At 55.4% G+C, this 12,493-nt stretch carries 9 protein-coding genes and 1 pseudogene; 6 read left to right on the forward strand and 4 right to left on the reverse strand.

The features are described from left to right. The first annotated feature begins 1 nt into the window (after position 1). The 5 genes from MEFOE_RS09310 to MEFOE_RS09330 all read left to right on the forward strand — a co-directional run bounded on the left by MEFOE_RS09310 (position 2) and on the right by MEFOE_RS09330 (position 6,125). On the forward strand, positions 2 to 658 hold the full coding sequence (locus tag MEFOE_RS09310; RefSeq protein WP_067051416.1) for a diphthine--ammonia ligase: 657 nt from the start codon (positions 2 to 4) through the stop codon (positions 656 to 658). Beyond that, positions 655 to 2,403, forward strand: a complete 1,749-nt coding sequence (locus tag MEFOE_RS09315; RefSeq protein WP_067051417.1) for a DUF2070 family protein — start codon at positions 655 to 657, stop codon at positions 2,401 to 2,403. Before MEFOE_RS09310 ends, MEFOE_RS09315 begins: the two co-directional genes overlap by 4 nt. Before the next feature lie 451 nt (positions 2,404 to 2,854). Beyond that, a complete protein-coding gene (locus MEFOE_RS09320; protein WP_067051419.1) occupies positions 2,855 to 4,192 on the forward strand; it encodes a PAS domain-containing protein in 1,338 nt (445 codons plus the stop codon). Between the two features lie 495 nt (positions 4,193 to 4,687). After that, positions 4,688 to 5,677, forward strand: coding sequence for a TIGR03557 family F420-dependent LLM class oxidoreductase (locus tag MEFOE_RS09325; RefSeq protein ID WP_067053167.1), 990 nt, complete (start codon positions 4,688 to 4,690; stop codon positions 5,675 to 5,677). Positions 5,678 to 5,735: 58 nt separating this feature from the next. Further along, positions 5,736 to 6,125, forward strand: coding sequence for a cupin domain-containing protein (locus tag MEFOE_RS09330; RefSeq protein WP_067051421.1), 390 nt, complete (start codon positions 5,736 to 5,738; stop codon positions 6,123 to 6,125). 186 nt (positions 6,126 to 6,311) lie between these two features. Here MEFOE_RS09330 and MEFOE_RS09335 read toward each other — a convergent pair whose 3' ends face one another. From MEFOE_RS09335 to MEFOE_RS09345, 3 genes are all read right to left on the reverse strand, one after another. Continuing rightward, positions 6,312 to 7,472 carry a TIGR04083 family peptide-modifying radical SAM enzyme gene (locus MEFOE_RS09335; protein ID WP_067051423.1) on the reverse strand — a complete coding sequence of 387 codons (1,161 nt, stop codon included), beginning with the start codon at positions 7,470 to 7,472 and terminating at the stop codon, positions 6,312 to 6,314. Between the two features lie 546 nt (positions 7,473 to 8,018). Continuing rightward, positions 8,019 to 8,711: a queuosine precursor transporter gene (locus MEFOE_RS09340; RefSeq protein WP_067051425.1), complete on the reverse strand. Its 693-nt coding sequence runs from the start codon at positions 8,709 to 8,711 to the stop codon at positions 8,019 to 8,021. 983 nt (positions 8,712 to 9,694) lie between these two features. Beyond that, the gene (locus MEFOE_RS09345) at positions 9,695 to 10,066 is read right to left on the reverse strand and encodes a tetratricopeptide repeat protein (RefSeq protein ID WP_067051427.1); all 372 of its coding nucleotides are present in this window, start codon (positions 10,064 to 10,066) and stop codon (positions 9,695 to 9,697) included. Positions 10,067 to 10,213: 147 nt separating this feature from the next. Between MEFOE_RS09345 and MEFOE_RS14785 the strand changes: the two are divergent. Beyond that, positions 10,214 to 10,563 (forward strand): annotated as a pseudogene (locus MEFOE_RS14785) (transposase); the annotation flags it as partial. Positions 10,564 to 10,864: 301 nt separating this feature from the next. Here the strand turns inward: MEFOE_RS14785 and MEFOE_RS09350 are convergent. Then, positions 10,865 to 12,067 carry a DUF308 domain-containing protein gene (locus MEFOE_RS09350; protein ID WP_067051429.1) on the reverse strand — a complete coding sequence of 401 codons (1,203 nt, stop codon included), beginning with the start codon at positions 12,065 to 12,067 and terminating at the stop codon, positions 10,865 to 10,867. Between the last annotated feature and the right edge of the window lie 426 nt (positions 12,068 to 12,493).

Genomic DNA, 12,493 nt, shown 5'->3' on the forward strand with positions numbered 1-12,493 from the left:
CATGGCATGGGCAGCGCTGACATCAGGGGGAAAGGACTCTGTCCTTGCGGTCCAGAAGGCGATCGACGCCGGTCTTGAGGTGACGACCCTGGTGACTGTCAGGCCGGCGAACCCTCACTCGTACATGTTCCACTCGGCAAACCTCGACGCCGTCCGCGTGATGGCAGAGGTAGCGGGCATGGAGTATTACGAGATCGCATCGGCCGGAAAAAAAGAGGAAGAGACCCTTGAAATGGAGGAAGGTCTTGCACACCTCGATATCGAGGGCCTGGTCACCGGTGCGGTCGCCTCGACGTATCAGCGGTCCCGCCTGGAGGCGATCGCGGGGCGCCTTGGTGTCCGTCTCTATGCCCCGCTCTGGCACATGGACTATGCCACCCTCCTCCGCGAGGTGGCGGCACGTCTCGATGCCATCATCGTGGTCTGCGCCGCCGAAGGTCTCACCGAGGAGTTCCTCGGCGTGCACATCGACGGAGCGACGGTGGACCGTCTCCTCGCCCTTGAAGAACGGTACCGTATCAATCCTGCGGGGGAGGGAGGTGAATACGAGACCCTCACCCTCAATGCACCGTTCTTCTCCCGCCCGCTCACCTACGCCTCCGGCGAACGGAGGTCGGAGGCAGGGCGGCACGAACTGATCCTCAAGGGATTCGTATGAACGACACAAATTCGGGCAGCGATGTGAGGATGGCCGGGCTCTCCCGGTACATCTTCACCGCCCCGGCATGGCCACGGTCCCTCGGGATCATTATCCTTCTCGGCCTTCTCATCGATGCGGCAAGTTTCCGGGCCGGCTGGGTCCACCCCTTCTTCGGAACCCTTGCATTCACCCTCCCGGCGGTTCTGGCGACTCTTCTCACCAGACCCCTGATCCGGAGCAGGGGAAAGATGATCACCTGGAACCGCTCTGCCTTGCTCGCCGCGGCGGGGACGGTCTTTGCGATCATCATCACTGTTCTGCCGGTCGTCATCGGCTACGATGACCTGCTCCCCCTCTCCTTCGCGATAGCGATGGGCTTTGTCTTTGCGATCAGGCTGCTTGTCATGGCGGCGATTGCCGACTACCGCCTCTCCCGCGTCTTTCTCCCGGCGCTGCCACAGAGCGCTCTCGGCATCATCTTTGCGAGCATTCCCTTCGGGCCGGGCTACCTGGTCCTCGGTGTGGTCCTCCACCTGGTCTTCGGGTTCGGGTGCCTGCTCTTCGTCTGGTTTGTCGAGAGGCCACTGAACAAGGCCTTCCATATCAGCGCGTTCAACTTCATCAACACCTTCATCGAGCACATGACAGATGGCTCGAAGAGCATGGAGGACTTCTTCAAGGAGATCGGGGAGGAGGTCTCTGTCCCGCAGGCGACCTTCGCCTTCAGACGGGAGGGGAAGAAGGACATACTCTTCACGGTTCCGAATGTCCACCCCGGCCCGATGGGCGAGATCGGCGGCAGCATGCTGACCCGGTCGATCCACGACGCCTTCGACGAGGAGGTGCTCACGGCCCACGGGTGTTCGACCCATGACTTCAACCTGGTCTCGGAGTCCGAGGCGGAGAAGATCATCTCGGCGATGCGGCAGTCCCTCGACGGGGCCAGGTATGCGCCCTTCGCCGGGCGGTCGTATCGCACAGGCAGCGGTTCTGTGGAGGTCCTCTGCCAGCCCCTCGGCGACGCTCTCCTGATGGTCTCAACGCGCTGGCCGCAGAAGACCGAGGACCTGGACTTTGCGATCGGGATGACGGTGATGGCCGAGGCCCACTGCCACTTCGCGCACTGCGCCTTTGTGGACGCCCACAACTGCATGGCAGAGGTGGCGTCCCCTGTCCATCTCGGGTCGGCGGTCGGGAACGAGTACCTCGCCGCGGCCGGGAAGGGGATCACAGGGGCGGCGGGCAGGGCGGTCCACCCCTTCAGGGCAGGTGCAGGAAGGGTCGTCCTCCCCTTCACGCGCGAGCAGGGGATCGGCGACATTGGCGTCCAGGCCCTGGTCGTCGAGTGTGCCGGGCAGAAGACGGCATATATCCTCTTCGACGGGAACAACACGGTCGAGGCCCTCCGCCCGGCGGTCTTCGAGGCGGTGCGGGGCCTTGTGGACGAGTGCGAGGTGATGACCTCGGACTCGCACAGCGTGAACACGATCAGCGGCAAGAACCCGGTCGGTCTCCGCGTCCCGCCCGAAACCCTCGCGCCCTATGCGGCCGAGGCGGTGAAGGCGGCGGTCGACGACCTGGCGGAGGCGAAGGTGGCGGCGGCCACCGGGTGGTGCCAGGACGTGCTGGTCTTCGGGTCGAACCGCATCTCCGAACTTGCGAGCACGGTGAACGCGATGCTCATCTTCATACCGCCCCTCTCCCTTGCGGTGCTCCTGGTGGCGTTTTTGCTTTCGGTGCTCGCGTATGTGGTGATCGGGTGAGGTCTTTCACCAGGAGCATATCCCAAAACTCTCGTTCATTCCCCTTTCCCCGCATGCTGACCTCGGGAGAAAATCTCATGATCGGGTCGATGTCTTCCCGAATTCCATGAAGAGTCGTGCGAAACCACCGCCTTCCCCTACCTCTCTGCCGGGGGACTGACGCCCCGGACCCCCGAAACAGGATAGGGTCGGGGAAGAGAGACCGGAGATCCTGATGAAGGAGATTGCCATCCGCCCCCTATCGCAATGATGGGGGGACCGGGGGTGAAACCCCCCGGACAAGACACCAGAACAGGATTTTTCAGAACCACATACCGATCATTCCATCGACAGGACAGAGGGTATGATCAGTTTTGGGATGACCTCCTGCACTATTTTTTAAGGACCCCGCCTCCACCGCCAGTAAGAAAAAAACCGTATATAATCACTTTGACATACATACTGCATAGCGATGGAAGAATATCAGGAGAAACTTGTCACCGTTCGGGAGTATCTCAGAGAGAAAAGCCCTCAAAAATTGTCGATCTCATCTATATCCCGAAATCTGGGGATAAACCGGGGCACGGTAGCCAAGTACCTGGATCTTCTCCTGATCAACGGCCAGGTCACCATGACGCCCTACGGCAAGTCAAAACTCTACACCATTGCCGAAAGAATCCCGACAATGTCTCTGTTTGATTATACGACCGACATCATCGTCGTCATGGACTCCGGTGCCCGGATCCTGATGGCAAACAAAAGTTTCTTCTCCAAATTCGATATCCTGAAAGAGAAAGAACTGGTAGGTACCAATATTTTCAAAATGGGGCTGGGTATTTTTTCCGACTCCTCGATCCAGAAAAATATCCAGAGAATGATCAGAGGAGAAAAATATCTCCATGAGATGCAGCATATCGATGAGAAAACCAATCAGATCTATTCAATAAAATTCATTCCGACCGTCTCCCTCGACGGGAACAAAAACAGCATGATCACCCTGAGAGATATCACCGACCAGAAGCAGACCGAAGAAGCTCTTTCCATCAGCGACGAAAAATTACGGACGATTTTTAAGAAAGTCCCGAGCGGCATATTATTCTTCAATGAATCGGGGAACATCATCAACGCCAACGGTGCATCTCTCCACCTTCTTGGCGTGGACAATTTCCGGGACCTGATGCAGACAAACCTCTTCGACCTCTTCTGCCAGAGGGAGAGAATAAAAAGTGCTCTCATTGACGGGGACATCATCTGCGACTTCGGGCGTCTGAAACGAGAAAATATCATGCCCACCTCAAAATCAGGCATCGCATATTTTGAGGCGTCATTCGCTCCGATCTCAAGTGAAAGGGGGTTTCAGGAGTACGCCCTCATATTCATGGACATTACCGCAGAAAAAATGGCAAAAAAAGAACTGAAGTTCAATGAATCACGCTATCGTTCGTTCTTTAACGATACCTGTACAGGTGTCCTGATCTACCAGCCTGTCGACGGCGGTGACGACTTCCTCATCAATGATGTCAATCACGCCCTTGAAGTTATTTTACAGGTGAAAAAAGAGGACATAATCAGGAAAAAACTCTTTGTAACATTCCCCGATCTTCCGGTCGTCAGCGTGCGCCAGGCTTTGAATAGGGTGAACAGCACAGGCCTCCCGGAGGTTGTCCCGCCCCTCCAGTACGTCACGAACGAGACATCGCCATGGCTCACGCACTTCATATTTAAACTCCCGACCGGGGAGATAGCCTCGTTTATGATCGACATCTCCAGGGAACTGAGGGAGAAACTGACATCGCAAAAAATTCGCTGAAAAGAGTAGGGGGGGCTGGGCAAACTCCCGGGAAAAGATCCGGACGGGGGAGCCAGGGAAATCGATATAAAAGCGTTCCCCCTATTGCTCACCAAATGATCTGGCGGACGGCGTTACATACTATTCTGAGAGAAAAAAGTCGATGTACATCACAGATCAGACCGGAAATCAACAATCAACCGATCGATCTACAGCCCCGGATATGGAGGCAGTATTTAAATAGAGCGTACTTGATAGCATTGACCAGCAATAAAGGTGAGAACTATATCATGAAGCGATAACACTTAGTCGTGTAGGTTTCACCTGCACAAAGAGACAGACGGCGTACCGCGAACGTGGACAGGGAATGTCTGAGATTCACTCCTGAAAAGTTGCGAGTTCCCGAGTGAACATCAGGTTCAACCCAATCCAAATAGTTTAGAATACCTGCTGTATTTAAACATTTGGTTTTTGGTCCATGCCCGGTTCCCCCTCTCTGTCAGAGAGATGATGAACATGGAGACAAAAGTTGGCTACTTCGCATCCCTGGAGCAGTACAAACCCAGAGATGCACTGGAACAGTCCGTTCGGGCAGAAAATGTCGGTTTTGATTCGATCTGGGCAGATGACCACTTCCACCCCTGGTACCACACCAATGCACAGTCGGCACAGGCCTGGGCATGGATGGGTGCGGCCCTTCAGGCAACGAAGAAGGTCTTCTTCTCCACCTGCATCACCTGCCCGGTCATGAGGTACAACCCGGCGATTGTCGCGCAGACATTTGCGACCCTCAGGCAGATGTACCCCGGAAGAGTGGGCATCGCCGTCGGCGCCGGTGAGGCCATGAACGAAGTGCCGGTGACCGGCGAATGGCCGAGCGTGCCCGAGCGCCAGGACATGACGGTGGAAGCCATCGGTGTGATGCGACAACTGTGGGGAAGCAAGGACCCCGTCACATTCAAGGGGAAGTACTTCACTCTCGACAAGGCGTTCCTGTACACCAAGCCCGAAGACGAAGTGCCCCTCTACTTCAGTGGCATGGGCCCGAAGGGAGCACGACTCGCCGGCAAGTACGGTGACCACCTGATGACCGTTGCTGCTGACCCGTCCGTGCTGAAGAACGTCACCATCCCGAACTTCGAGAAAGGTGCCGCCGATTCCGGAAAGGACCCGAGTAAGATGGAGCGCGCCATGCTGATCTGGTACTCCGTCGACCCCGACTACGACAAGGCTATTGAGGGGCTGCGCTTCTGGGCCGGTTGCCTTGTTCCTGCCATGTTCAAGTACAAGGTCTACGACTCACGGGAAGTCGAAGCCCATGCAAACATCGTCGGGCATGACCTGATGAAGGAAAACTACATGGTCGCAACCGATGCCGAGGATCTGATCAAGGAGATCGAGAGGTTCAAGGCCGCCGGAATCACCCACTTCTGCCTTGGCAATTCAAGTCCCAACGTGAACCTGGGCATCGATGTTTTCAAGGACGTCATTCCGCACGTCAAGTAAAATAGTATCGGGGAAATCTCTTTTTTTGTGGGTAAACGATCATCTGGAGGAGGAAATAATGACAGAAACCGGAGTAATCGATCTGTTCAACGAGGCGAAAATCATCTACCCGGAAAAGGAGGTTGATGCAAAGGAAAAGACGTGGTATGAACATCCGGCATTCAAGGGGGTGTTTCTGAAAGACCTCGTCACGGGGAAGGATACAGGAGGTCAATTCAGCTGTCATGTCGTAAAGATCGAAAAATGGTGTGAGGTGGGCAGCCATTCCCACGACGTCCAGTGGGAGTTCAACGAGGCCATCGAAGGATATGGTGTGTTTATTCTCGGAGACAAGGAGATCAGGTTTACCCCGGGCTACTCCTTTGCAACGCCTCCGGGAGTGGCGCATACCGTCGTTGCCGAAGGGCAGGACCTCTATCTCCTGGCGAAGTTCGTCCCGGCACTATAAAAATAGAATGAACATGGAATTCCTCGAGACCTGCTGAAAAGGACAGGACGATCTCTCTGGTGCGGCGCGGATCGTCAGTTCGGAGAGATGGCATCCCGGAGGCTTCCCCCTCCGGATGCACCGATCTGGACCCTTCGCCTATCTCATTACCTCAAAAACTCCCGATCTCTTCTCGGATCTCGACCTCTACCGCATCACCATCTGGCGCATCAGGGCCATGATGCCTGGTCTCTCACCCTTCTTCGGCCCTGGCCTGCCGCCGTCCATCTCCAGGAAGGGGGAGGACTCGAACATTTCTGTGTTGAGGCGGTCGGTGATCTCGTCGAAGATCCTCTTGTAGGCGACGCAGTGGGGGTCGACGCCCCGGACCTCGCCGCCGGTCGGGGTGATGGCGTTGTACGGGCACCCGCCCCGGCAGTACCTGATATGTTTGCACTCCTTGCAGTGCTCGTCGACGTACGCCTTGAACTGCTGCATCCTCTGCCCCACAGGGGAGGCGGCGAGGTCCTCCCTCGTCGGGCGGTCACGCACATGGCCCATCACGTAATCGGGCATGCCGACGAAGCGGTAGCAGGGGTAGATGCTCCCGTCCGGGCCGACCGCGAAGGTGCTGCCCATGCAATCGGCGAAGGTGCAGACATTGCCGTGCCGGGTGAGGACGCACTTGCAGAGGTCGTTGATGTTCATCACCTCGATCTCGCCGAGGTGGTCGAGGGACTGGTCGAGAAGGTAGACGAGGAGGTCGCCGTATTTCTCCGGCGCCAGGGCCCACTCCTCCGGGTTTTTGCCGCGCAGAGACGGCAGGGCCGGGTGCAGTTTGAGGGTCAGGCCGTTTTCGAGGAAGAAGTCGAAGATCTCGTCCCTGTGCTCGACCGACGTGCAGGTGAAGGTGCAGATGAAGCGGACGTTGAGGCCGTGCTCCCGCGCGATTGTGTAGCCCTGCATCGTCTTCGCGAAGTAGCCGTCACCCCTCTGGCTGTCGGTGATCTCCTCCGGGCCGTCGATGCTCGACCCGATGGGGATGTTGTACGCGGCAAAGATCTCGGCCATCTCGGGGGTGAGTTTCCAGAGGTTGGTCTGGAGGGCGAAGGTGGGGGTGAGGTGAGCAAGACCGTCGGAGAGGAGGGGCAGGGCCTGCCTGTAGAAGTCGGCGCCGGCAAGGAGGGGTTCGCCGCCGTGGAAGGTGATGGTGACCTGGTTGTCCCTGAAGTCCTTCAGCCAGGCGACCACCTCCTCGACGGTCTGGATGCTCATGCGGGGCGAGCCTTCCTCAGAACTCCAGCAGTATTTGCATTTTGAGGGGCAGCCCAGGGTGGGGATGAGCATGATATGAAAGGGGCTTTTCATGAGGTGGTTTTCTCCTTCTTCAAAGAATAAGGTTGTGGATTCTTTTTGGGGGGAGTGAAAGAGGAGATCGCCACGGGTCTAAAGAAGAGGAGAGGTACCCGTTCAACTGCTTATCCTGCACCGGGGGAAACGAGCATCAGCGAGTTCGAGAAGACGAAGTCTTCGCTGACGGGAGCGGTAGTCCCCCGCTGGAAAGCGCCGATCCTCTGCCTTCCCCTTCCCGTTCGCCGGGGGACTGACGTCGAAAATCAGATATTTTCTTGTGCTCACTCCGTTCCCAGCCCCCGGCCCCAAAAAACAGGATAGGGTCGGGGAAGAGAAAACAGAGATCCTGATGAAGGAGATTGCCATCCACCCCCCTATCCTAATGACAGGGGGTCCGGGGGGCGGCAGCCCCCGGGCACAGGATACCGATCAACCGCCTTCCCCACAATCTTGACTGGGGGACTAACGCCCCCAGACCCCCGATCTAGGATAGGGCCGGGGAAGAGCGATCTGGAGATCCTGGGGAGGGAGTTCTCCTATCCCTGAGAAAAAAAGAGGCCCTCAGGCCTTCTCCAAATACCGCTTGTACCACCAGAACCACGGCGTGTCCAGGAAGCCGATGATGTTCTTCGCCACGATCTGGCCGATGATGAGGGGGAGGAGCGGGGCCACGCCGGCGAAGGCGATGGTGACGAAGATGACGCTGTCGATGGTCAGGCCGAGGAGGTCGCTGGAGACGCTCCGCAGCAGGATCCTGTCGGGGTAGCGCTCCTTGAGCCGCGCGAAGATCCAGGCGTCGAGGTTCTGCGTGATCAGGAAGGTGATCCAGGAGGCGACGACGATCCTGAGGCTCTGGGCGAAGACCTCCTGCCACATCTCCTCGTAGGCAAAGAAGGGGGCGGGCGTGAGGGTGTTGGTCATGACGATGAAGGTGACCAGGAGCACCTGCGAGAGGAAGGCGATGCCGATGGCGATGTGCGTCATCCTCTCGCCGTAGACCTCGTTGATCATGTCGATGGCCTGCGAGAGGAAGGGGTAGAGGAAGACCGCGGCAGGGGCGAGGAAGACGGCGATGCCGAGGTCGAACTCCACGATCCGCGTGGCGATGATCTGCGAGGCCGCGAGGTAGACGACATAGAAACCGACAAGGGCGGCATAGCCGTACTCCCGGTGGTTCCGGATGATGTACGCCGAGGTGTAGGTGACGATGGTGAGGCTGACGACCCAGTAGAGCCAGACGATGGGGAAGTCCATTTTCCTTATTTTGTTGGATGGCTTGGGTATTATTTACTGTGTTGATGAAATCCTGGCAACATTAGAGGATTTATTTAATAATTGCAAAATGAAGTCCGTGTTATTATGCCCACTATCAGATCTTTGAATCGATTTTAAATTTTGTTGATAGGTTACTTCAACCAAAGATAAATTTCAAGAGACTTGTCTTTTGATCAGGAAGATCTAAACTTTCGGCTCTGTAGAAATCCTATTCTGGAGTGTCTCGTCCGGGGGGCTGCACCCCCCGGTCCCCCCGCCATGAGGATAGGGGGGTGGAGGGCAGTCCCCTCTTCAAGATGCACGTTTGCCCTTTTGAGGTCTAATCCTCGCGCGGGGGTCCGGGGGCAAAAGTCCCCCGGTGCGAAGATGGAGGAAGGCGGTTGGGTCACGTTCATACACGGAAAAGGTGAGGGTTTCTACAGAGCCAAACTTTTAGAATTCTGGGGCTTTGGAGAAATCTTCCTCCATCGGTTGATAGTGCGTGCTGATCCTCTGCCTTCCCCTTCCCATTCGCCGGGGGACTTTTGCCCCCGGACCCCCGCGCGAGGATTGGTCCCGGGAAGAAAGGGTCGGAGTCCTGGAGGAGGAGGTCATCCCTGCCCCTATCGTAATGGCAGGGGGTATGGGGGGCGGCAGCCCCCCCGGACCAGGCACTTTTGAACAGAATTTTTTCCCCTATCACGTCAGGAAGTACTTTCCCGCAAGGGTTTCTACAGAGCCAATTCTGGAGTCTGAATATCGGAAAGGAGGTCGTCGCGGCCATGAGCGGTCAGAATGGCCCTCAGTGCAGAAAGGCGTGCAATGAAAAGGGGCGGAAAATTTCACCAGTTGAAAGTGCTTCGATGCGACGGTTCCTTATACTGTAGATTGAGAAAAAGGAAATTATCCCCTATCTTTACTGAGGTACGAGTCACACATTTTGTCAGGTGTAGGTCCCCGGTCAGGGAGGCAAAACCTGTTTTTTACTGAGCTCCGAGTGCGAGGGATACTCCCCGCTCAATACACTCAATACCCTCACTCTGGTGCCCTATCTTACAGAGGGTTACCCCTTTGTTATACAGGGATTCTGCGTTGTTCGGGTCGCATGTGAGGGCCGATTCGTAGCATGATATTGCTTCCTCAGATCTGCCAAGCATATCCAGAACATTCCCCTTTGAGTGGAACGCCCGGGCATGTTTGGGGTCAATCTCAAGAACTCGGTCGTAGATTTCGATAGCTTTTGCATAGTCCCCGCGATACTTCATTTCATTCGCCTGGTGCAGCGTGATCTCTGCAAGAGGATCACGTCTCGTTACGGTCAGTGCATCAGCACTGGACCCGCTGGTTTCTGCCATGATATTTAAGATGATGTTTAATTATATAATATTTTCTAATGTCAAAAAATTACAATATAAATAATTTCCTATTTTGTAACGACCCGTTTATAAAATGTGACCTTGCCCCGGGTCCAACATCTATTTGGATCCAGGAGAAACAGGGCCATGGGCCCTTTATCATCTATCGAAGGTTGTCTTTCCGATACTGATACCGGCGTGAAAAACATCATCGCCGGGTTCCTCAACCAGGTGGTGCTCGCAGAGGCACTTCAGCAGGCGGGAACCGGGCAGTACGAGCGAACCGATGCGCGCAAGGCATATCGAAATGGCTACAAGAACTGATCCCTGAAGACCGGGTATGGGGGTACCGTTCTCCAGAAACCACAGTTCCGGGAGTTTCGTCCGAGACAGAGGTCTTCGTGCGCCATACCCGGGTGGAGAGGGCCCTCGCGGACACTATCTCCGAATCTTATCTGCAGGATGTTTCGACCAGAAAGATCCAGGAAATGATCTCGATAAAAAGGTCCAGGGGATCCTGAGTATTATAAAAAAGGTGCTCTCAAAAAGAGGTCAGGATTACTGTACTGTGTTTGGTATTGTTGCTGAGCGAGACTACAACGCCGCAGTGAATATTCGTCGCGTGGGGATGGAGCGACCCTTTGAGCCTGTGGAAATGCATAGCATTTCCCAGCCAGGGAAATCTTCGATTTCCCGTGCCGTGGAGATGGCACCCCACATTACATCCCCGTGATGCACGCAACGGTCCATGACGGCCGTGAAACCCCGCCAAAACAGGTGCGGGGCAGTTCGCCGGCCTTATCCGAGAAGATGTTTCCTCTCTACGATTGACTGGACATAGAGCAGAACGAACTGTATCAATCCGAAGCATACCAGAATAATGACGATAAAAATACCCGGAACCAGGTTTTCGATCAGCATCGATACGCCGAGGAGAATCAGCATGATGACAATAAGCAGTGCCAGGGCAAGCAGCACCAGCACCAGCAGAAGATCTCTTCCTTCCAGTTTTCTGGCGGGGCCCTCCGACTTCGGTTTCGGCCTGATCAGGGTATAGAGAAGATACAGTCCTGCGAGAATGAGGAAAACCCCGATAAAGATAACAAGAAACTCAACAATCGTGTCAGGAACAATGATAGCGAACGCACCGACCGCAACAAACACCATTCCCACAAGGAAAAAAATCCAATTGCGTTTGAACGAGAACGTCATCATAACGCCGCTGACCAGCGCCTGAACGCCAAGCAGCACTATCAGGGTACCATGCATGGCGCTCAGAGCATACGGCAGTAACCCGAGGTACACCGGGACCAGCAGGCAGCCGAAAATCAGCATGTAGAAACCAAACTGCATTCCCATGACAGTACCAGGGGACATGCCCGGAGTGTTTGCGGATATCCCGGGTTCGGCACGGAGCGAATACACGTTCTGCAGAATAAAAGCAAGATAGAACAGGGCACTGCCGAAGAGCAGAGCGGCAACCGCCAGAAGTTCGGTTGAAAGGAGGGCAGGCCGGTAAATCTGCACTGCGATCAACGCTGCAATCAGCACCTCCAGGACGGAGACTGCCGCACAGCCGACGGTAAGGTGCGCGGTCACCCCGCCACCCGGTGTTTTCCAGAACCGGGACGTCTCATGTGCAAAATATATCTGCAAAAGCAGCAGAATACCGCTCGCTCCGAAGGCGATCATCACCAGGAACTTCGGGACGTCGCCAAAAATGCCCGGAATAAAACAGGTGACAATACCGATCAGGGTGATGATGATCCCCGGAATAAGGAGCAGCCATGATCTCTGCACGGACCCGAACGGAATTTTTTCTATTGTTTGCAGCTGCAGGCCGAACATAACCAGAAAGAGACCATACACGCCGTCCCTGTAGTAGGGCAATGCTCCTGCGGCGACCGAAAACAGCACGGCACCGAGGACGAGCATTATCAGGCCAACGACCAGAGTAAAAATCACCTCACGGTGAATGTTCGTCTCTTCCAATATTTTCATATTTTACCCCTCAGTTGCAGCATTTTTATCCGGCTTTCAGAATGTTCGAGTTTTTTTTTGCAGAATTTTCATGCACGCATTCCGAAAATTTCGATTTATTCTGCAATGCTCATAATATTCGTAAAAACCAGATGAAAACATAAAATGGTAGATATATACCCCTTACGTTACCGTTCCATTTCCTCCATCAAATATTTTTCTTTTTTACCTTGCGGAGTAAAGGGGCAGGGCGAGAAGCCCCGGTCAATAGGTGCGGAGCGGTCCGACTGCTCCTTAACGGGAGCGAGCGTGCAAGGCCCACATGCAGACCCGGCACCGCAAAAACCTGAAGTGCCAGTCGAAAGTGTTTGTGACGGCAGGAGATACCGGGGGCACCGTGATTGATCATCGGCCGCGTGCCGCCTCTGAAAATACCTTTTCCGCGGG

Origin of the sequence: Methanofollis ethanolicus (assembly GCF_001571385.1) — an archaeon.
Lineage (GTDB): Archaea > Halobacteriota > Methanomicrobia > Methanomicrobiales > Methanofollaceae > Methanofollis > Methanofollis ethanolicus.

What these genes read in the sequence shown, in the direction of transcription:
- MEFOE_RS09315 (WP_067051417.1), top strand. Translation starts at nt 655, where the DNA reads ATGAACGACACAAATTCGGGCAGCGATGTGAGGATGGCCGGGCTCTCC.
- MEFOE_RS09345 (WP_067051427.1), bottom strand. Translation starts at nt 10,066, where the DNA reads ATGGCAGAAACCAGCGGGTCCAGTGCTGATGCACTGACCGTAACGAGA.
- MEFOE_RS09310 (WP_067051416.1), top strand. Translation starts at nt 2, where the DNA reads ATGGCATGGGCAGCGCTGACATCAGGGGGAAAGGACTCTGTCCTTGCG.
- MEFOE_RS09335 (WP_067051423.1), bottom strand. Translation starts at nt 7,472, where the DNA reads ATGAAAAGCCCCTTTCATATCATGCTCATCCCCACCCTGGGCTGCCCC.
- MEFOE_RS09350 (WP_067051429.1), bottom strand. Translation starts at nt 12,067, where the DNA reads ATGAAAATATTGGAAGAGACGAACATTCACCGTGAGGTGATTTTTACT.
- MEFOE_RS09320 (WP_067051419.1), top strand. Translation starts at nt 2,855, where the DNA reads ATGGAAGAATATCAGGAGAAACTTGTCACCGTTCGGGAGTATCTCAGA.
- MEFOE_RS09330 (WP_067051421.1), top strand. Translation starts at nt 5,736, where the DNA reads ATGACAGAAACCGGAGTAATCGATCTGTTCAACGAGGCGAAAATCATC.
- MEFOE_RS09325 (WP_067053167.1), top strand. Translation starts at nt 4,688, where the DNA reads ATGGAGACAAAAGTTGGCTACTTCGCATCCCTGGAGCAGTACAAACCC.
- MEFOE_RS09340 (WP_067051425.1), bottom strand. Translation starts at nt 8,711, where the DNA reads ATGGACTTCCCCATCGTCTGGCTCTACTGGGTCGTCAGCCTCACCATC.